Raw genomic sequence first — 19,964 nt, 5'->3', positions numbered from 1 at the left:
TCGATCCTGGCCTTGAGCGAGGATCGATCCGTTCAGTAACGCGCCGTCGCCTGAACCACCACGCCGATAATCCGGCATTCATCGGTGAGCAGGGTTTTCGGCCAGGTTGGATTGAGCGGCACCAGGTAGCGCTGGCCGGCCTGCTCGTCGAGTTTGCGGAAAATCGCTTCTTCGCTGTCCGGCCACTGGGCGATCACCAATTTGCCAGGCACTGCCTCCAACTCCGGGTCAACCAGAATCAGCATGCCCTCGGCAATGCTCTGGCCGCTCGGCGCGGTCATCGAATCCCCCGTCACCGTCAGCCAGAACGCGGCACCGCCACGAGCGTGGTAATCCGTCAGTTCGAAGCGCTGCTTCGCTGATGCTCCGGGATAGCTCGCCGCAGTGTCACGCACTTCGCACGGCGCACGCCAATCGCAGACCGGATAACGGAAGTACGGGTTGTACTTCTGCGCCAGCGGCATTTCGTCTTCCGGCGTCGGCTGCGGTTCGCGGATCACCAGAACGACTTCGAGGAAGTCCATTCCCAGCGCCTTGAGCACGCGGTTCATTTCGGTAACACCGGGTTCGCGACGCTTGTTCAGCCAATGACCGATCCCGCCCTGGGACATGCCGACGCGCTCTCCGAGCTCTGTTTGAGTGACTTTGAGTTCACTCATCTTGGCCTTGACCAACTCAATCCATTTATCCATGTGCCGCACCTTACGCGGACGTCTTCGACCGGCAAAACACATATTGTAGTATTTAAATTCTCGTCACAAATACAGGTGGTACTATCCTAGGGAAACGGACTTTCAATCGAACATGGAGTGACGTTTCATGATGAACATCAGCAGCAAAGACCTGCCCGATCTGCATATCGACACCAGCTTCACCTCGCCTCAGGGCAATGCCGCCGCACAGCGCGCTCTCGACTACTACTTGAAACCGACTGTTTCGAAATCCGAGGCGGACGAACGTTTCTTCGATGTCAAAAACCATCTCAGTGGCGAGGAAGCACTGGTGCACGCCTCGGACTTGTTGCGATGTGCGGCCGCCACAGCGTTCAAGGCTGCAGAAAACCTGCAAGGCACGAATCGCGACCTGGCTTTCTCGGTGGTGCACATGGTGGATATGGCGCGGGCAATGGTCGACCATTCGATCGACAACGACGAAGTCACGGCGGACAAGGTACGGGCGGACAGGAAAGAATTTTCCCATCGCGCAGATAAAAACATTTGACTTGCAAATGATAATGATTATTATTGCAAGCAGCTGGTCGCGAGATCAGTCGATGGACCAGAGACCTTAGGTCGGTCTTCTGGACTATCTCCTCATCAGGCTAATCACGGTTTTTGACCCGGCTTTTTGCCGGGTCTTTTTTTGCCCGTTTTTCGGGCTTGTGTCTTCAGGCTAATGAAGTCTTTGGGTGCTGCAAATTCGATGGCGCGGATAATATCAAAAGAATATTGATTGGCAAGCCGAGCCCGGCCACATTGGGCCAAACAATGGCAATCAGCACTTGAGAATCAATCGCATAGCCTCTAAGCTGCTGGCGCGTCACGGAAGACGCCCCCCGCTACACCCGCAATTCCCCTCGGTTTCACCCCAGCCTGCGTGTAAAGTACCGGTCATAAAAATCCTGCTCTGGAAGCGATTATGACCGTGGCCAAATCTTCGTTCGACATCAGCGCCAATTTCGACAGCGGCAATATCCAAGTCATCGACATCAGCAACCCGCTCAATCCGGTTCTGGCCATCCGCCCGGACACCCGCAGCGCTCATTTTCAGTGGTTCCACTTCAAGGCCAGCGGCCTGCATGTGCATCAGGAACACTGGTTTCGTCTGGTCAACGCCAGCCAATCGACCTACAGCAAAGGCTGGCCGGGCTATCAAGCGGTGGCATCGTATGATCACGTCAACTGGTTCCGCATCCCCACCAGCTTCGAAGGCGACAGCCTGCGCTTCTGCCTGGAAGCCGAACAGACCCACGCCTGGTTCGCCTATTTCGAACCCTACAGCCGCGGCCGCCACGACTGGTTGATCGAGCAGGCGCTGAGCAAGGCTGGCACCGAATTGCTGGCGACCGGCAAAAGTGTCGAGGGCCGCGACATTCAGCTACTGCGCAAAGGCACCGGTGCCGAAGGCCAGCGCAAGATCTGGATCATCGCCCAGCAGCATCCGGGCGAGCACATGGCGGAATGGTTCATGGAAGGCGTGATTGAGCGTCTGGAGCGCCATGACGACCCGATTCTGAATAAACTGCTGGCGAGCGCCGATCTGTATCTGGTGCCGAACATGAACCCGGATGGCGCCTTCCACGGCCACCTGCGCACCAATGCCATGGGCCAGGACTTGAACCGGGCCTGGCAGAACGCGAGCCAGGACATCAGCCCGGAAGTGCTGTTCGTTCAGCAGCAGATGCAAAAGTATGGCGTCGATGCGTTTATCGACGTACACGGCGACGAAACCATACCTCACGTTTTCACCGCCGGCTGTGAAGGCAATCCTGGCTTTACACCGCGCATCGAAAAGCTTGAAGAGCATTTCCGCAGTCATCTCAAGCACACCACCAAAGACTTCCAGACCACCTACGGCTACACCCGCGACGAACCGGGGCAGGCCAACATGACCTTGGCGTGCAACAGCGTCGGGCAGAAATACGATTGCCTGTCGCTGACCCTGGAGATGCCGTTCAAGGACCACGACGACCACCCGGACAAGATCACCGGCTGGTCGGGCAAACGTTCGAAGCAATTGGGCAAGGACGTGCTGACCACCCTCGCCGACATGGTCGACACCCTGCGCTGATCCCCTCCTCTGTAACGACAAAAGATCGCAGCCTGTCTGCGATCTTTTGCTTTAACGGCTCAGCCGCGATCACGCCCGCGCAACATGCTGTCGAGCACTTCGTCACGACGCACCCAGCCATGAAACAGCGCCGCCGCCAGGTGCAGCAGCACCGTCAGAAACAGCAGATAGGCCAGATAGCCGTGCGACTTGCGCAGCAACGCAAACAGTTGCGCATCGGCCGGCACAATCGACGGCAGATGCAGCGACGCCGTGAGCATCACCGGTTCGCCCGAGGCACTGATCATCCCCCAGCCAAGCAGCGGCAACACCAGCATCAACGCATACAACAAGACGTGGGAAGCCTTGGCCGCCAGCACCTGCCAGCCCGGCAGATCATCCGGCAACGGCGGCTGACGCGTGGTGAAGCGCACCAGCAGGCGCACGATCACCAGCGCCAGAATCGCGATGCCCAGCGGCTTGTGCAGATGAATCAGCCATTCATGGCGAGACGACACCGAAGTGACCATCCCCGCGCCGATAAACAGCATGGCGATGATCATCAGCGCCATCAGCCAGTGCAGCAGGCGCGCCAGCAAAACGAAATGCGTCGGTTGCTTGTTCATGGACGAGCCTCCTGTTTGGCGGCGGGCAACTGGCTGACTTCGCTGGTGCGACGCAGGTAGGAATCGGCATAGCCGGCAGAACGCGCGGCCAGCAGTGGATCTGCCGAGCCTTGAATCCCGGCCGGCAGCACCAGCGGGTCGTAGTTGATGTCGCGGCATTCACCGCTGAGCTGTGGCTGGGTTTTCTCCAGCACCAACGTCCCGGCGTTCAGCACTTTGCGATTTGCGGGCCAGGTCTTGCTGGCATCGTTGACCGGGTCGTCGGCGTTGGCCAGGGTGATGTTCAACTGGAAGCGCAATGGTGCGGCGGCCAGGCGTTGCACCAGATCCTTCTCGAGAAAGTCCGCGCCTTCAGGGGCCGTGGCACCTGTTGCGTCCTGCGCCAACGGGGTCATGCTCCAGCGCACGGCCTGCTTTTTACCGTTGCCATCGACCAGATAGAACGCATTGATGCTGTTATAGGTTTCGGTCGCGTAGCTGGCCGAAGGCTTGGCGGTCTTCACCCACGTCAAGAACGGCACGGCTTCCGGGTGTGCAGCGAAGAACGCCGGCACCTTCGTCGGGTCGGGCTTGCCGGTGGCTGGATCCGGCGACTGCGCCTGCTGCAATTGGTAGAACGCTTCAGGCGTGCCCACCGGGAACACCGGCATGCTGTTCATGCCGGTGCGCCATTGCTGACCGTTCGCTTGGGTGAAGCGCAGCGCCAGGCTGCGGATTGGCACGGCGCTGTCCGGCGCATAGGGATTGCCGGCCGGCAAGGCGAAACGCCCCACCACCGGCGTCTGCGGCAGATTGAACACTTGCGCGGTGGAGAACGCGCGCGCCTCGCCGCTGCTTTCGAAATGGCCGATCACGCAGACACCCTTGGCGTGATTGCGACGGAAACCGGGATGCACGCCGTTGTTCTTTTCCAGCACATCGACCAACGCTTTTGGCGTCAATCGTTGTGGGTCAAGGTTGCCATGCACGTAGGCAAACGCCCCGGCCACGGCGGCGACAATCACGGCAATGCCGCCCAGGCGAAAAACCAGGCTCGCGGCGCTCAGTGGCTGGCGCGGCGGCCTGCCGGGCGGTGCAGCGTTGGGGGACGAGCGATCAACCATGAATATCTCCAGGCCATCGGCCACAAGTGGAAAGAGTCAGCAAGACGCACCCCGTCCGGGTTTATTCCACGGCGCGGTATTTATTTTTGCGCACGGGGAATAACCTGCGCTGACGGGCGTCTTCCTAGTCCACAGCGTAGCGACCAGCAGAAATTCATGAGCGAATTCGACGAACAGTTGAGAGAAATCATTCCCAGATTGCGCCGCTTCGCCGTGTCGTTGACGCGCAACAGCAGCAGCGCTGACGATCTGGTCCAGGCCAGCCTCGAGCGGGCGCTGTCGGCCTGGGGCGAGAAACGCGCTGAGGGCGACCTGCGCGCCTGGCTGTTTGCGATCCTCTATCGGCAATTTCTCGACGCGCACCGTCGTTCGCGGCGCTATGCGCGGATGCTGGAATTTTTCACCGGTCGCGACGATGCCGAACCCTCGGTGGAACGCACCGTGATTGCCCAGTCGACCCTGCAAGCCTTCGAACGCCTGCCCACCGAACAGCGCGCTCTGCTGCTGATGGTCTCGGTGGAAGGCCTGTCCTATAAAGAGGTCGCCGAGATCCTCGGCGCCCCGATCGGCACCGTGATGTCGCGCCTGTCCCGCGCCCGCCAGGCCTTGCGCCAACTCAGCGACGGCGAAATCAGCAGCCCTTCCTTGCGGATACTCAAATGATCAGCCTGCCTCCCAGCGAACGTGATTTGCACGCCTACGTCGACCACCAGCTCAGCGACGCCGATCGGCGCGTACTCGAGACCTGGCTGGCCAGCCACCCCGAAGAAGCGGCGCAGGTGCGCGCCTGGCAACGCGATGCCCAACAGTTGCGCGCAGCGCTGAGTGGCGCGTTGCAGCAACCGGCCAATCCGGCGCTCGACCCGATGATGATTCGCCAGCGCCGCCGCCAGCAGTCCCGTCGCCACCTGGCCAGCGCGGCGGTGTTGCTGATTGCCGTGAGCATTGGCGGTTTCAGTGGCTGGCAGGCGCGGGAAATGACCCTGGCGCGCCCTGCGCAATTGCCGATGACTGACGCGTTGCAAGCCTATCGCCTGATCGCCCAGCAAGGCGTACTGCCCGCCGATTACAAGGTCGACAGCGACGGCGACATGCAGCGTTGGCTCGACCGCTACTTCAGCGGTGCCGGGCGCTTGCCGGACTTGAAAGCTGCCGGATTCGAGCCGGTCAGCGGGCGCTTGCTCAGCACCGATGAAGGCGCGGCGGCGATGGTGATGTATGAGGATGGCAGCGGTCACAAAGTGAGCTTTTACCTGCGTCCACCGGGGCCGAAAAACACCCTGCTGCCGCGTGGCTCGCGCAGCGATGGCGATCTGCAGGCCGATTACTGGTCAGGGCCGGGCTACAACTATGCGGTGGTCAGCCCGACCGACTCGCCGGCAGCAGAGTTGCTCAAGCAATCGCCACCGTTCTGAAATCCGCCTCTTGCAGGAGCTGACGAGTGCAACGAGGCTGCGATCTGTTGGTGGCAACCCAGGATCAAAAGATCGCAGCCTCGTTGCACTCGTCAGCTCCTACAGGGGAACGTGCACATATTTCATGGAGCCAGCCCCTGAGCTCTGGTTACACTTGGGCCACCGCGCTCCCGGTGGAGCTCGCCCAATCAAACAGGAGCCTTTCCCGCGTGCCCGCCCGACCGCCGAAACGATCACGACTGAGCCAACGCTGGCCGTTGCTGCGCCGCCTGTTCGGCAAAGGCCTTCCCGCCAGCGCCGGGCACGATGCTCATGCCGCGAGCATCCGCGATTACTTCCGCGACAAGGCCCACAGTCAGGGTTACACCCTCAGCCGCAGTCAGCAGCAAGTCATCGACTGCATGGCGCAGCAAGCCAGCGTGCTGCTCGGCGACAGCGGCCACACCCCGCCGAGCCTGTATCTTTACGGCGCCGTCGGGCGCGGCAAGAGCTGGTTGCTCGACGGTTTCTTCCAGGCACTGCCGATCACGCGCAAACGCCGCCTGCATTTCCATCAGTTCTTCGCTCGGTTGCACGACGGCATGTTCCGTCATCGCCAGGAGGAAGACGCGCTGGAAATCACCTTGGACGAACTGCTGGAAGATTGCCAGGTGCTGTGTTTCGACGAATTTCACGTGCATGACATCGGCGACGCGATGCTGATCACGCGACTGTTCAAGGCCCTGTTCAAACGGCAGATCATGCTGCTGGTGACCTCCAACTATGCACCCGAGGGCCTGCTGCCCAATCCGCTGTATCACGCGCGCTTCAAACCGGTGATCGAGCTGATCAACACGCGCATGCAAGTGATGGAAGTCGGCGGCGCCCACGACTACCGCACACTCAACCGCCAGCACACGCATCAAGTGTTTACCCAAGGACATTACGTTTGGCCGGCGACGGCAGCTCAACGTCAGACTCTGGACCTGCCACCAGCCGACGCGCCTGCCCTGGCCCTCGAAGTTGGCAAGCGCCAGCTTCAGGCCCGTTTTTGCCAAGGCCGGCGAGTCGCGGTCACCTTCAACGATTTGTGTGAACAGCCAACAGCAGTGATGGATTATCTGCAACTGTGCCAGCGTTTCGAGCAGTGGATCATCGATGACCTGCCGCAGCTCGGCGAGTGTCCGATCGCCGTGCAGCAGCGCTTCATCAATCTGATCGACGTGCTCTACGATCAGGACAAACACCTGACCCTGCTCGGCCAGTTGCCGCTGGGTCAGAGTCTGGAAGGTCACGCCATTGACCTGGCGCGCACGCGCAGCCGGTTGGGGCAATTGCAGGAAATCCACGAACCCAACTGACACCCTGAACCCTGTGGGAGCGAGCCTGCTCGCGAAAGCGGTATGTCAGTCAGAATTCATTTAACTGATACACCGCTTTCGCGAGCAGGCTCGCTCCCACAAGGTCCCGGGACAACTCAAAATCCGTTCAGCATCCGCTTTACCGCTATCATGTCGCCCATTCCCAGCGCCCCCGCGTCGCTCCACCGATCAATAGCGAAACCAGACATGCACACCCTTGCTCAACTGCGCGCCGGCGAGCTGTCAGGCATTACCCGCCTCGACCTGTCTTGCGGGCTGACTGAATTCCCCCGCGAAGTTTTCCAACTGGCCGACACGCTGGAAGTGCTCAACCTCAGCGGCAACGCGTTATCCAGCCTGCCCGCTGACCTGCACCGCCTGACCCGCCTGCGCGTGCTGTTCTGCTCCGACAACCAGTTCAGCGAACTGCCGGCGTGCCTCGGCCAGTGCACCGCGCTGACCATGGTCGGCTTCAAGGCCAACCGCATCGTCACTGTGCCCGGTGCCGCCCTGCCGCCGCAGCTGCGCTGGCTGATCCTCACCGATAACCGCATCGAAAGCCTGCCCAGCGAACTCGGTGAACGCCCCGCTTTGCAGAAGCTCATGCTCGCCGGCAATCGCCTGCAATCGCTGCCAGACTCCCTGCGTCACTGCCATCGGCTGGAATTGCTCCGCATCGCTGCCAATCAGCTCAGCGAACTGCCGCAGTGGTTGCTGACCTTGCCGAGCCTGACCTGGCTGGCCTACGCCGGCAATCCGCTGGAGACCGAAGCCGATGCCGCTGCACTTGAGGCCACGCCGCTGATCGACTGGTCGGCGCTGCGCCTGGAGCAGCAACTGGGCGAAGGCGCTTCCGGGGTGATTTCCCGGGCAGTCTGGCAGCGCGACGACGGCACGGCGCAGGCGGTTGCGGTGAAGCTGTACAAAGGCGAGATGACCAGCGACGGCTCGCCGTTGCATGAGATGAACGCCTGCATCACCGCAGGCTTGCACCCGAACCTGATCCGCGTCGAAGGGCGCATCAGCGGCCATCCCGACCAACAGCAGGGGCTGGTGATGCAACTGATTGATCCGAGCTTCGGCAATCTCGCCGGTTTGCCCAGCCTGGACTCGTGCTCGCGGGATGTTTATGCCGAAGGTTGCCGGTTCCCCGCCGAGGTCGCCCTGCGCGTCGCCAAAGGCATCGCCTCAGCGGCCGAGCACCTGCACCGCCAAGGCATCACCCACGGCGATCTGTATGGCCACAACATTCTGTTGAACGATCGCGGCGATTGTCTGCTCGGGGATTTCGGCGCGGCGTCGTTTCATGCCACCGGCGATGATGTGCAGACGCGCGCATTGCAGCGCCTGGAAGTCCGTGCGTTCGGTGTGTTGTTGGGGGAATTGCTGGAGCGTGTCGACTCAGGATTGAGTACGGAGCGGCGCGCGCAACTGCAGGCGCTGGAGCGACGTTGCTGTCAGGCCGATGTGCTGGGGCGGCCGGGGTTCAGTGAAGTGATCGAGGTGCTGGAGAATCTTTGACCGCTGCGCAGTCATTCGCGAGCAGGCTCGCTCCCACAATGGAATGTATTTCAAATGTGGGAGCGAGCCTGCTCGCGAAGAGGTCATTACTGGCGCGACAGATCAGCCAGCCAGACCAACAAACATGTCCTGCACGTCATCATGGTTGTCGAGGCCTTCAAGGAACGCTTCGACTTCAGCCATCTGCTCGTCGCTCAAGCCGCTGACCGGGTTCTTCGGCTGGTAGCCGAGTTTCGCCGACAACACGGTGAAACCTTGTTCAGGCAGGGCTTTCTGCACAGCGTCGAGGTCGGTCGGGTCGGTGAGGAACAGCGTCGCGCCCTCTTCACCCGGTTCGAAATCCTGGGCGCCGGCTTCGATCGCGGCCATTTCCGGATCGGCATCCGGGCTGTCCGGCGAGGCTTCGATCATGCCGACGTGGTTGAACATCCACGCCACCGAACCGGAAGCGCCCAACTGGCCCTTGCGGAACGCCACGCGGATTTCCGCGACGGTGCGGTTGATGTTGTCGGTGACGCATTCGACGATCAGCGGCACCTGATGCGGCGCGAAGCCTTCGTAGGTCACGCGATGGTATTGCACGGTTTCACCCAGCAGACCGGCGCCTTTCTTGATCGCGCGATCGAGGGTTTCTTTTGGCATCGAGGCTTTCTTCGCCTGTTCGACCACCAGACGCAGGTGTGCGTTGGTGGCGGTATCGGCACCGTTGCGCGCAGCAATGGTGATTTCCTTCACCAGTTTGCCGAAGATCTTCCCTTTGGCGTTGGCTGCCGCTTCTTTGTGTTTAACCTTCCACTGTGCGCCCATTACTCACTCTCTTGATCTGTGGCGCCGAGACATCTATTGGCCGACGCGTGGCGGCAAGTTTATACGGCCTAAAGTCGGCAATCGACCAAAAAAATCGCCGGCGGAATCGACATCTTCACCAAAGCATGTAGGGGAATTCTGAAAAGCACCTTTGACATGACCATTCAGCCCGACGGTTTCGTACCCTTGAAACCCCGTATCGCCTGACAGGGCCTGCTCGAATGCTCAATGACAAGGAAAGTCCCTTCACCCTAACGCTGACCGACAGCGGATTGCGCCTGCCGGTGGTGCGTTTTCGCGGCGAGGAAGCGCTCAACCAGCCCTACCGTTTCGACATCGAAGTACTCGGCCTCGCCCCGGCCATCGTCCCGGGCGCCTTTTTGCAACGGCCGGCGTTTTTGCGGCTGAGTGAGCAGCACGGTTTCCATGGGGTCATTTCCAGCGCCAGCTGCGAACACCGCGGCACCCATCGGGTCGGCTATCGACTGATTCTGGTGCCGCATCTGCAACAACTGGCGCAAACGCATAACCGACGCGTGTTTACCCATCTGAGTACGCCGCAGATCATTCAACAACTGCTCGAAGAACATGCCCTGCCGGCACATAGCTATCGCATCGAAATGAGCGTCGGTCACTACCCGGCAAGGGCGTTTTGCGTTCAGTACGAAGAAAGCGATCTGGCCCTGCTGCAGCGGCTTTGCGAAGAAGAAGGCATCCACTATCACTTCGAACACGGGCCGGACGGACATGTCGCAGTGTTCGCCGACGACAGCCTGAGCCTGCCGCAGGAACCGGTCGAAATACCTTTCAACGCCGATGCGCAACCGCCATCGCCCTGCGTCAGCACTCTGTATCAACAGCATCGCGCGGCGCCGGTGCCGGTGCTGCATGTAGTGCGCAATCGCGGTCAGCCGACCGCCAGTATCGACGCAGCCAACGAAGTCTCGACAGAGCCGGCGATGCCAGCGCGATCACCGGAGCGCCTGTACGCCGAGCAACGCAGCCGGCGGCATTTGCAACGCCAACGCTGCCAACTGCGCACCATCCACGGGCGCAGTGATTGCAGCGATTTGCTCAGCGGCCGATTGCTGCTTGTGGCAGAGCATCCGATCCATCATTTCAACGAACAATGGTTGATCAGCGCCGTGCGCCACCACGGTCAGCACCCTTCGATCCTTGATCCGACGCCAACCGTACACCGTTATCACAACGACTTCACCGCGCTACCGTGGTCGACCGACTTCCGTCCGCCACTCAAACAATCACGTCCGAATATCGCCGGCTACCACCTTGCGCAAGTGGCGGGTGCGCCCGGGCAACCCGCGCAACTGGACGAAAACGGCTGCCTCGCTGTGAGCTTGTGGCCTGCTGAGGGTAAATCCGACAGCGGCGCCTTGTGGCTGCCGATTGCCATGAGTCGAATCAACGGCGCCGTCGCCGTCGACCAATTGCCACGGGCCGGCAGCGAAGTGTGGGTGAGTTTCCTCGACAGCGATCCGGACCGACCGATTCTGTGCCTCGGCCACGCGCACCAGCCACCGGAGCGCGAATCAGAGCCCGTGCGCGACAGCCTGTTGCTCGACTGGCTGATCAACCGCGCCGAGCACTAGTCGCCGGCTCAGCCTTTGTCAGCCTTGCCCGCCGCCGCCGCGAATCTGGCCAGGCGCACGTCCAGATGTCTGGGTCGGCGTCCGTGATCTTCGGCGCGCTCTTTGCGGCGGATGGCGTTGCGCACCATCAGCGAGCCGAGGTAGCGAATCGGTTCCGGCGGGAAATAACCCAGCGGCCCGTTGACCAGCGGCGAGCGGGTCCAAGGATTGTCCAGGCCCTGCACCAGCGCGGCGAGAATCTGCCCGCCCATGTGACACGGGCCGACGCCGCTGCCGGAATAACCGAAGCCGTAAAACACGTTGCCCGCCCCGCTCATCTGGCCGAAGAACGGCAAACCGGTCACCGAACGATCCGACGGGCCATTCCACGTCGCGTCGATTTTCACCTCGGCAAACGCCGGGAAGAAATCGGCGAGGCTGCGCTTGAGCAATTCTGCATAGGGAGACGGCTGATCGAACACCGGCAGCATCCGTCCGCCATAGGCAAAGGTGTTGCCGCCCTTGCCGAGCATGATCCGGCCGTCCGGGGTGTTGTGGTAGTAGTGCACGAAGATCCGCGAATCGAGGACGCTGACGCCGCTGGTCAAACCGATTTGCTGCAGCAAGTCCAGGCGCGGTTCGGTGATCAGCATGTCACTGGAAACAATCGCCACACTGCGCTCGAACTGAGGAAACGCGCGGGCCATCCACGCATTCATCGCCAGCACCACGCGGTCGGCGATGACCTTGCCGCAGGGTGTGTGGATGCGTGCCGGGCGGCCTTCTTCCAGACCGGTCATCGCCGTGCCTTCATGGATTTTCACGCCCAATTGCAGTGCCACCCGGCGCAGACCGCGCACCAGTTTGCCCGGTTGCACGCTGGCAGCCGCCGGGGAAAACCAGCCCTCCAGATGTTTTGCTGAACCAGCCATGCGCTGCACATCGACGAGCGGGCGCTGGCTGAACGAGTTGATGCCGTTACGCTCCAGCGCTGCGATCACCGCATCAGTCGCGCCGACCTGAGCGGCATTGGTGGCGGTGTACAACGTACCGTCGAGGCGGTAGTCGGCATCGACGCCGTACTGCTCGCAGAACTCGCCGATCGCATGGATGCTGCGCTCCGATTCCCTGACCAGACGCACCGCTTCTTCGACGCCGAACAAGCGCTCCAGGGTGAAATACTTCGCCGACCATGACAGTGCGCAACCACCGTTACGGCCACTGGCGCCGGCACCGCAGATGTCTGCTTCGATCAGCAGCACCTCCAGCTCCGGGTTTTGCTGCTTGAGCATGATCGCCGTCCACAATCCGGTGTAGCCGCCGCCAACGATGCACACATCCGTGCGCACCTCGCCTTGCAGCGGTGGACAGTGCTCGGATGGGTCGGCCTGCAAGGCTTGCTCGAGCCAGAACGGTCGCATGGGAAATCTCCAGTCAGAAAGCCACAACGCAACCTGCCGCGCACCGCGCAGCAGGCCACGGGGCGAAGGGGTTCAGGAACGCAGCGCTTTGATGGTCAGCGCGCAGTTGGGGATCGCCGCGCGCGGCTCCATCACGCCGACCGGCCGACTGTTCCAGTGCGGAATCAGCACCAGCGCCGAGAACAGCGCGCATCCGGCGAAGACGATAAACACCGTCACCGAGTCGAAGTAGCCCGGCAGCAAACCGCCGAGCACCGCGCCAACGGAGCCGCAGCCGTTGACGAAACCGGCGGCGGTGGCACCGGCCTTGGCCTTGCCGAAATCGATGGCCGCCGCACCGCTGATCATCGAGTCCGGGCCATACAACGTCAGGCCCATGACGAACAGCAACGCGACGACCAACAACACGCTGCCGGTGTTCAGCGCGGCCATGAACAACGCCAGCGTCACGGTCAGCGCCAGCAGACTCAGCACGCAGGCTGGCATGCGCCGCGCACCGAAAAGTTTGTCCGAGGCCAGGCCGATCATGATCGGCCCGAGCAATCCGGCCAGCTCAAATGCGGTGGGGATGATTGCCGCGCCGACCTTGCCGACACTGGGCATCTGCTCGAAAACAATCACTGGCCCCCACAACAGAATCGCGTAGCGCGCCGGTTTCAACAGGAAATACGCCAGGCCCAGCACCAGCACCGTGCGGTTGCGCAGGATTTCCTTCAACGGCTCCCAGACGCTGAGTTTGCTGTTGGCTGCGGTTTCTTCGGCGGTCAGTTCCGGCTCGGGCTCCACCGCCGGCAAGCCGACGTCTTCCGGTTTGTTGCGCTGGAAGATAAAGAACAGCACGGCGACCACCGCGACCACCGCCGCGCTGGAAATGAATGCCGCGTGCCAGGTGCCGACCAGCGTGTAGGCCCACCAGCCGGCGAACGGCGAGGCGACCAGACCACCAAACGCGTAACAGGAACTCCACAAGCCGAGCACCCGCCCGCGCTGCTCTGACGGGAAGAAGCTGCCAAGGTTTTTACACAGCCCGGACCAGCCAGTGGACTGCGCCAAACCTTGAATCAACATGCACGTGGCGAAGATCGGCAATGTGGCGAAACTGCCCATCACCAGCGCCGCAGCGGCGGATATCAGCAAGCCGCCAAGCACCACGACCCGGGGGCCAAAGCGATCGGCGAGCATGCCCCAAGTGAACTGTCCGAGGGCATACGCCGCCAGATAGATCGCGTCGAGGTTGGCCATGGCCATTTTGTCGAGGGTGAAATCAGGGTCTTCGGCGATGCCCAGTTTGGCCACCGAAAAGGCTTTGCGGGTGAAGTAGAACGCGGCGTACGCGAGCCAGGTAATAGCGAAGATCTGCACGCGCCAACGCGCCAGGGTGCCGATGTGATTGTTCATGGTGGTTCTGACCTCAGGGTGTGAGTGTGCCGGCAGAATCGATTAAGAAAAACGCCTGTGTTTTTTATTGTTGAGCACTGCGTTACCGCCCCTTCCCTTCGGCGATAACGGTCAGATGAGTCTGCTGTTGCACGCACAGGCTCATGGGCCGGCGCTGCTGTTCGACCGAACAGTCAGCGATGGCGTGAGCCGATCAAAGCAATTACTGTTTAATAAATAAAATCGATTTATCGTATTTCACACATAAGCTGAGCTTGTTATTGGAGCCACCATGTCCGTCTCACATGCCCAACTCAAAGCGTTTCACGCTGTGGCCGTCCATGGCAGCTTCACCCGCGCCGCCGAGCGGCTTTATCTGACGCAACCGGCGATTTCCGACCAGGTACGCAAACTCGAAGAACGCTTCGGCGTGCTGCTGTTCCACCGCAATAAACGTTCCGTACGCCTGACCGATCTTGGCGAGCGTCTGCTGGCGATCACCCAGCGCCTGTTCGTGATCGAAGCCGAAGCGCAGGAATTGCTGCAGGAATCCCAGGCCCTGCGGACCGGCAGCCTGATTCTCGCGGTGGATGCGCCGATCCACGTGTTGCCGCAGATCGCACGGTTCTGCGAGCGCTACCCGGGCATCAGCGTGAAAATCGAGACCGGCAATACCGACGAATCGCTGTTTCGCCTGTTCAACTATCAGGCCGATCTGGCGCTGCTCGGCCGCGACGTAACCGATGAACGCTTGCTGTGTGTACCGCTGCGCAACGATCCGATGGTGGCGTTTGTTTCGCGTAATCATCCTTGGGCCGAGCGCGAATCGATCTGTCTGGCCGATCTGGACGACACGCCACTGGTGCTGCGCGAAATCGGTTCGGTGACCCGCCAGACGCTGGAAGAGGAAATGGCCCGCGCAGGTTTGCGCATCCGCCCGGCGATTCAGGTTGAAGGTCGGGAAGCGGCGCGTGAGGCGGTGGTGGTGGGGATTGGCGTTGGCGTGGTTTCAGCGGCGGAGTTCGGCGCCGACTCACGGGTCAGCGCGTTGCCGATCACCGACTGCACGAGGCGCCTGACCGAAACCCTGGTGTGCTTGCGCGAACAGAGTTCGCGGCGGGTGGTGGCGACGTTTCTCGATATGGTTCGCGAGAGTCTTGCGTAAACAGTATCGGCCCCTTCGCGAGCAGGCTCGCTCCCACATGGGAGCGCGCTCTGTAGTGTGGGAGCGAGCCTGCTCGCGAAGGAGTCGCCTCGGTATTCAGGCTGGCGCCAGATCAAAAAAGGCCTGAATCAAGCGCAACTCGCGCCGGCGCTCCATGCAGCCGATCATGTGCCGGTTCACCAGCCCTGCCCCGGCAATCGGGATCGCCACCACGCGCGGGTCATGGCTGACTTCCACCGATGACACCACACCGACACCCAACTCGGCCGCGACCGCTTCGGTCACCGCCTCACGACTGTCCAGCTCCAGCAACACCCGCGGCTGAATCGAGGCCTGCGCACACGCTTGATCAAAAGTGCGCCGAGTAATCGAACTCGGCTCACGCAGGACCATGATCACTTGGTCCAGCTCCTTGAGTTTCACTTCTCCGGAGCGATTCGCCCAGCGATGCCCCGCCGGCACCAGCGCGCAGATCCGCGACTCGCTCAGTGCTTGCAGATGCAGGCCCTTGCGCGGCTCGACCTCGGTCAGCACCGCTACATCGGCGTGTTCCGACAACAGCGCCGCCAGGGTTTCCTGGGCATTGCCCAGACGCAGGTTCACGGTGATCCCCGGGTAGCGTGCGCGCAGGCTCGCCAGCATCGGCATGACCATGTGCGGCCCATCCGCCGCCACCTCCAGACGCCCGGTCAACAACTGCCGGTTCGCCTCGAGCAGCGTCTGCGCTTCTTCCGCCAGGCCGAACATGGCGCGGGTGATCGCCGCCAGTTTGGTGCCCTCCTCGGTCAGCTCCACCCGTCGCGCGGTACGCCGCAGCAAAGTGATCTGGTAATGCTCTTCCAGTGCCTTGATGTGTCCGGTGACTGCCGGCTGGCTGATGAACAACCGCGCAGCCGCGCGGGTGAAGCTGCCTTCGCGGGCCACGGCATCGAAGGCACGGAGCTGAAACAGGTTCATGAATAACCCTCACTGATGGCTGGCATAACAACAAACAATTTGATTGATGCAACGGCGAATTGCAACGTAGGCCCCGTAGCTTCATCCCACAGCGTTTTCGCGAGGACACACGAATGAGTACCGCCGCACCGATTCTGCTCACTCCCGGCCCGTTGACCACTTCGGCCCGCACCCGTCAGGCCATGATGGTCGATTGGGGTTCGTGGGATGACCGCTTCAACCAGCTGACCGCCAGCCTGTGCGAGCAATTGCTGGCCATCCTCAACGGCGCCGCCATCCACCATTGCGTACCGTTACAGGGCAGCGGCACCTTTGCCGTCGAAGCGGCGATCGGCACACTGGTGCCGCGTGACGGCAAAATCCTCGTGCTGATCAATGGCGCGTACGGCAAGCGTCTGGCGAAGATCTGCGAAGTGCTCGGCCGCTCGTTCAGCACCTTCGAAACCGCCGAAGACGAACCGACCACCGCCGCTGACGTCGACCGTTTGCTGCGCGCCGACGCTGACATCACCCACGTGGCGCTGATCCACTGCGAAACCAGCACCGGCATTCTCAATCCGCTGGCGGAAATCGCCGAGGTCGTCGCGCAACACGGCAAACGCCTGATCATCGACGCCATGAGCTCCTTCGGCGCATTGCCGGTGGATGCGCAAAAAGTGCCATTCGACGCGCTGATCGCCGCCTCCGGCAAATGCCTGGAAGGTGTGCCGGGGATGGGTTTTGTCTTCGCCCGCAAGGAATCCCTGGCCGCCGCGGCTGGCAACTCGCACTCGCTGGCGATGGACCTGTACGACCAGCACGCCTACATGATGAAAACCGGGCAATGGCGCTTCACCCCGCCCACCCATGTGGTCGCGGCGCTGCACGAAGCACTGCTGCAATACAGCGAAGAAGGCGGCCTGCCGGCGCGGCATGCGCGATATGCGGCGAACTGTCAGGCGCTGATGGAAGAGATGAACAAGCTCGGCTTGCGCAGTTTCCTGCCGGCGGCGATTCAGGCGCCGATCATCGCGACTTTCCATGCGCCGCAGGATCCGCGTTACCAGTTCAAGGACTTCTACGAGCGGGTCAAGGCCAAAGGTTACATCCTCTATCCCGGCAAACTGACCCAGGTCGAAACCTTCCGCGTCGGCTGCATCGGCCACGTCACCCCGGACGAAATGCGCCAGGCCGTGGCAGCAGTGGGTGAAGTGCTGCGCGAGATGGAAGTGCTCGACATCTGAGCCCCACCAAAAATCCCTTGTGGGAGCGAGCCTGCTCGCGAAAGCGTCGTCCCAGGCGACACATAGGCTGATGTCAGACCGCTTTCGCGAGCAGGCTCGCTCCCACATTTGAACTGCATTACAACTCAGGAATTGATTGCCATGAACTACACCAATCCAAGCAAGCTGCAAGCCGCGATCCTCGACTGGGCCGGTACCGTGGTCGATTTCGGCTCGTTCGCGCCGACGCAGATCTTCGTCGAAGCCTTCGCCGAATTCGATGTCCAGGTATCGATCGAAGAAGCCCGTGGGCCGATGGGCATGGGCAAGTGGGATCACATCCGCACCCTCTGTGATCAGCCGCAAGTGGCCGAGCGTTATCGCAAGGTGTTCGGCCGCACGCCGACCGACGATGACGTCACCGCTATCTACAACCGCTTCATGCCGTTGCAGATCGAGAAAATCGCCGAGCACTCGGCACTGATTCCCGGCGCGCTGGACACCATCGCCCAACTGCGCACGCAAGGCATCAAGATCGGCTCCTGCTCCGGCTACCCGAAAGCAGTCATGGACAAAGTCGTCGAACTCGCCGCCAGCAACGGCTACGTCGCCGACCACGTGGTCGCCACCGACGAAGTGCCCAACGGTCGGCCATGGCCGGCGCAAGCCTTGGCCAACGTGATCGCTCTGGGCATCGACGATGTCGCGGCATGCGTGAAGATCGACGACACCGTGCCGGGCATTCTCGAAGGTCGCCGGGCCGGCATGTGGACGGTTGCGCTGATTTGCTCGGGCAATGCGCTGGGCCTGGACTATGAAGGTTTCCGCGCGTTGGGTAGCGACGAACTGGCCAGCGAACGCCAGCGCATCCACGCGCTGTTTGAAAGTTCGCGCCCGCATTACATGATCGACACCATCAGCGATCTGCCGCAAGTGATCGCCGACATCAACAAGCGTCTGGGCAACGGCGAGATGCCGCAATCGAGCTGATCGCGCCGCGCATCACCGAAAAACGCCAGTGTCCCTCGCGACACTGGCGTTTTTTCATGAAGAATGCACAAACCGCTGATCCAGCGCAGGGAAAGTCCAGTCAGCCTCGGGCAAAACAGCCAAAGCGGATTACAGTTAACCCATGCCGTCACTCAAGAACGGTCGGTTTCATCCCTGACCCGTGAGGAAGCAACGTATGCCGTGGACAAGCTCGGAATCGCGTTACAGCACCGTTTCGGTGTTGCTGCATTGGCTGATGCTGGTGTTGTTGGTGCTGGTTTACGCCAGCATGGAATTGCGTGGTTTCTTCCCCAAGGGCAGCGGCGGCCGCACGCTGATTCGCGAAATGCACTATTTGCTCGGCCTCACCGTATTCGTGCTGGTTTGGTTTCGCCTGCTCGCGCGCAGCCTCGGCCCTGCGCCGAAAATCTTCCCCGCGTCACCCGCCTGGCAAACCATCGTGGCGCGGTTGATGCACTGGGCGTTGTACTTGTTCATGCTCAGCATGCCGATATTGGGCTGGCTGATCACCAGCGCCGAGGGCCATCAAGTGATGTTCTACGGTTTCGATCTGCCGCTGCTGGTGGGTGAAGACAAGGCGTTCGCCAAGCAAGTCGAAGGCTGGCATGTGCTGGTCGCCACGCTCGGCTATTGGCTGATCGGCCTGCATGCGCTGGCGGGTATTTATCACCATTACGTGGTGCGCGATAACACCCTTCTGCGGATGATGCCCAAGCGCGGCTGAGCGTCAGGGCGTTGCGGCAAACCCGCGTCGCCCTTGCAGGCCACCCGTGTGGATGAAGATCAGACGCGTGCCGGCGGCGAATCCACCGGATTCGATACGTTGCCGGAGCGCCAGCAAAGCCTTGCCGGTGTATAGCGGTTCCAGAGGGATACCACTGGCCTGCTCGGTCTGTTCGATGAAGGTCAGCAACGCCTCGTCTACCTTGGCGAAACCGCCACGGCTGGCATCAATCAACTGATAGCCCGACGCGGTAGCTTCGGCTTGCGCAAGGATCGACTCGATGTTCGGCGCTACCCCGTGATCGTCCGGCACGGCCAGCGCGCCATACAGTGAGCGCCTGCCTTTCTCGGCGAGCGCCAGTCCGGCCAGGGTTGTGCCTGTGCCACAGGCCAGCCACCAGGTGTCGAAATCATCCCAGCCCAACTTGGCCAACTGTTCATCGACCTGCTTGCTGATCGCTGCGCAACCCAGCGCGCCGGCCAGTCCACCACCGCCCTCGGGCACCGCGTGCAACGTCGGATATTGCGCCTGCCATGGTGTCCAGAACCCAGTTTCGTGCCGCGCGCGATAGCCGGCGTAACCCAGCCAATGCAACTGCATGCCGAAAGCTCGCAGATCCTGCACCGTCGGCGTGTCCTGCGGGTGCCCGCGCAGCAGTCCCACGGTTTTGAAGCCCAGCCGTTTGCCCGCCGCCGCCAGCGCATGCAGGTGGTTGGAATGCGCACCGCCAAGGCTGATGATGCCCTCGGCGCCGGCTCGCTCTGCGGCTTTGAGGTGTTCGACGAGTTTGAACCACTTGTTGCCGCTGATCAGCGGATCGATCCGGTCGAGGCGCAGGATCGCGACTTCGACGCCGGCGGTTGTCAGCCAGTCCAGATGCAGGGGGTCGAGAGGGGCCAGGGGTAGCCAGTCGGGGGGAGGCGAAAGCATAAATGCC

Annotated in this window: 19 protein-coding genes; 11 read left to right on the top strand and 8 right to left on the bottom strand. The window is 61.6% G+C overall.

The annotated features are described in order from the left end of the window. Window positions 1-32 precede the first annotated feature (32 nt). Window positions 33-692 carry a S24 family peptidase gene (locus PspCFBP13508_RS13245; protein ID WP_038861876.1) on the bottom strand — a complete coding sequence of 220 codons (660 nt, stop codon included), beginning with the start codon at window positions 690-692 and terminating at the stop codon, window positions 33-35. Window positions 693-822: 130 nt separating this feature from the next. On the opposite strand from PspCFBP13508_RS13245, the gene PspCFBP13508_RS13240 reads away from it, so the two are divergent. Both PspCFBP13508_RS13240 and PspCFBP13508_RS13235 read left to right on the top strand, forming a co-directional pair. Beyond that, window positions 823-1,221, top strand: coding sequence for a DUF3077 domain-containing protein (locus PspCFBP13508_RS13240; RefSeq protein WP_137214991.1), 399 nt, complete (start codon window positions 823-825; stop codon window positions 1,219-1,221). A gap of 417 nt (window positions 1,222-1,638) precedes the next feature. After that, window positions 1,639-2,790, top strand: a complete 1,152-nt coding sequence (locus tag PspCFBP13508_RS13235) for a M14-type cytosolic carboxypeptidase (RefSeq protein WP_137214768.1) — start codon at window positions 1,639-1,641, stop codon at window positions 2,788-2,790. A 59-nt stretch (window positions 2,791-2,849) separates the two neighbouring features. Here PspCFBP13508_RS13235 and PspCFBP13508_RS13230 read toward each other — a convergent pair whose 3' ends face one another. Further along, window positions 2,850-3,395, bottom strand: coding sequence for a cytochrome b (locus tag PspCFBP13508_RS13230; protein WP_137214767.1), 546 nt, complete (start codon window positions 3,393-3,395; stop codon window positions 2,850-2,852). Further along, on the bottom strand, window positions 3,392-4,498 hold the full coding sequence (locus PspCFBP13508_RS13225) for a catalase family peroxidase (RefSeq protein WP_137214766.1): 1,107 nt from the start codon (window positions 4,496-4,498) through the stop codon (window positions 3,392-3,394). Before PspCFBP13508_RS13225 ends, PspCFBP13508_RS13230 begins: the two co-directional genes overlap by 4 nt. A gap of 156 nt (window positions 4,499-4,654) precedes the next feature. Between PspCFBP13508_RS13225 and PspCFBP13508_RS13220 the strand changes: the two genes are divergently transcribed. From PspCFBP13508_RS13220 to PspCFBP13508_RS13205, 4 genes are all read left to right on the top strand, one after another. Further along, complete coding sequence (locus PspCFBP13508_RS13220; protein WP_016775320.1) at window positions 4,655-5,161, top strand: sigma-70 family RNA polymerase sigma factor; 507 nt, start codon at window positions 4,655-4,657, stop codon at window positions 5,159-5,161. Further along, window positions 5,158-5,913 (top strand): anti-sigma factor, encoded by a 756-nt coding sequence (locus PspCFBP13508_RS13215; RefSeq protein ID WP_110600761.1) that lies wholly within the window; start codon window positions 5,158-5,160, stop codon window positions 5,911-5,913. The genes PspCFBP13508_RS13220 and PspCFBP13508_RS13215 overlap by 4 nt, the downstream gene beginning before the upstream one ends. A gap of 209 nt (window positions 5,914-6,122) precedes the next feature. Continuing rightward, complete coding sequence (gene zapE / locus PspCFBP13508_RS13210; protein WP_137214765.1) at window positions 6,123-7,253, top strand: cell division protein ZapE; 1,131 nt, start codon at window positions 6,123-6,125, stop codon at window positions 7,251-7,253. A 207-nt stretch (window positions 7,254-7,460) separates the two neighbouring features. Then, complete coding sequence (locus PspCFBP13508_RS13205; RefSeq protein WP_137214764.1) at window positions 7,461-8,774, top strand: protein kinase; 1,314 nt, start codon at window positions 7,461-7,463, stop codon at window positions 8,772-8,774. A 102-nt stretch (window positions 8,775-8,876) separates the two neighbouring features. On the opposite strand, the gene PspCFBP13508_RS13200 is transcribed toward PspCFBP13508_RS13205, so the two are convergent. Continuing rightward, window positions 8,877-9,581 carry a YebC/PmpR family DNA-binding transcriptional regulator gene (locus PspCFBP13508_RS13200; protein ID WP_073471330.1) on the bottom strand — a complete coding sequence of 235 codons (705 nt, stop codon included), beginning with the start codon at window positions 9,579-9,581 and terminating at the stop codon, window positions 8,877-8,879. Window positions 9,582-9,802: 221 nt separating this feature from the next. Here PspCFBP13508_RS13200 and tssI point away from each other — a divergent pair, with 221 nt between their 5' ends. Beyond that, entirely contained in the window at window positions 9,803-11,191 is a 1,389-nt protein-coding gene (tssI, locus tag PspCFBP13508_RS13195; protein ID WP_137214763.1) for a type VI secretion system tip protein TssI/VgrG, read from the top strand. 8 nt (window positions 11,192-11,199) lie between these two features. Here the strand turns inward: tssI and PspCFBP13508_RS13190 are convergent, their stop codons facing one another. Together PspCFBP13508_RS13190 and PspCFBP13508_RS13185 are read right to left on the bottom strand one after the other, a co-directional pair. Continuing rightward, a complete protein-coding gene (locus tag PspCFBP13508_RS13190) occupies window positions 11,200-12,591 on the bottom strand; it encodes an FAD-dependent oxidoreductase (RefSeq protein ID WP_137214762.1) in 1,392 nt (463 codons plus the stop codon). 72 nt (window positions 12,592-12,663) lie between these two features. Beyond that, window positions 12,664-13,989, bottom strand: coding sequence for an MFS transporter (locus tag PspCFBP13508_RS13185; protein ID WP_137214761.1), 1,326 nt, complete (start codon window positions 13,987-13,989; stop codon window positions 12,664-12,666). A gap of 271 nt (window positions 13,990-14,260) precedes the next feature. Here PspCFBP13508_RS13185 and PspCFBP13508_RS13180 point away from each other — a divergent pair, with 271 nt between their 5' ends. Beyond that, window positions 14,261-15,133 (top strand): LysR family transcriptional regulator, encoded by an 873-nt coding sequence (locus PspCFBP13508_RS13180; RefSeq protein WP_137214760.1) that lies wholly within the window; start codon window positions 14,261-14,263, stop codon window positions 15,131-15,133. A gap of 96 nt (window positions 15,134-15,229) precedes the next feature. Here the strand turns inward: PspCFBP13508_RS13180 and PspCFBP13508_RS13175 are convergent, their stop codons facing one another. After that, window positions 15,230-16,090, bottom strand: coding sequence for a LysR substrate-binding domain-containing protein (locus PspCFBP13508_RS13175; RefSeq protein WP_137214759.1), 861 nt, complete (start codon window positions 16,088-16,090; stop codon window positions 15,230-15,232). A gap of 113 nt (window positions 16,091-16,203) precedes the next feature. Between PspCFBP13508_RS13175 and PspCFBP13508_RS13170 the strand changes: the two genes are divergently transcribed. The 3 genes from PspCFBP13508_RS13170 (at window position 16,204) to PspCFBP13508_RS13160 (ending at window position 19,027) form a co-directional block, all read left to right on the top strand. After that, window positions 16,204-17,313, top strand: a complete 1,110-nt coding sequence (locus tag PspCFBP13508_RS13170) for a 2-aminoethylphosphonate--pyruvate transaminase (RefSeq protein ID WP_137214758.1) — start codon at window positions 16,204-16,206, stop codon at window positions 17,311-17,313. A 141-nt stretch (window positions 17,314-17,454) separates the two neighbouring features. Then, window positions 17,455-18,282, top strand: coding sequence for a phosphonoacetaldehyde hydrolase (gene phnX / locus PspCFBP13508_RS13165; RefSeq protein WP_137214757.1), 828 nt, complete (start codon window positions 17,455-17,457; stop codon window positions 18,280-18,282). A 196-nt stretch (window positions 18,283-18,478) separates the two neighbouring features. Continuing rightward, window positions 18,479-19,027: a cytochrome b gene (locus PspCFBP13508_RS13160; protein ID WP_130911137.1), complete on the top strand. Its 549-nt coding sequence runs from the start codon at window positions 18,479-18,481 to the stop codon at window positions 19,025-19,027. Window positions 19,028-19,030: 3 nt separating this feature from the next. Here PspCFBP13508_RS13160 and PspCFBP13508_RS13155 read toward each other — a convergent pair whose 3' ends face one another. Next, window positions 19,031-19,957, bottom strand: a complete 927-nt coding sequence (locus PspCFBP13508_RS13155; RefSeq protein ID WP_137214756.1) for a pyridoxal-phosphate dependent enzyme — start codon at window positions 19,955-19,957, stop codon at window positions 19,031-19,033. Window positions 19,958-19,964 lie beyond the last annotated feature (7 nt).

Origin of the sequence: Pseudomonas sp. CFBP13508, from assembly GCF_005233515.1 — a bacterium.
GTDB lineage: Bacteria > Pseudomonadota > Gammaproteobacteria > Pseudomonadales > Pseudomonadaceae > Aquipseudomonas > Aquipseudomonas mercuritolerans.
This window is presented reverse-complemented; position numbering and strand designations above follow the sequence as displayed.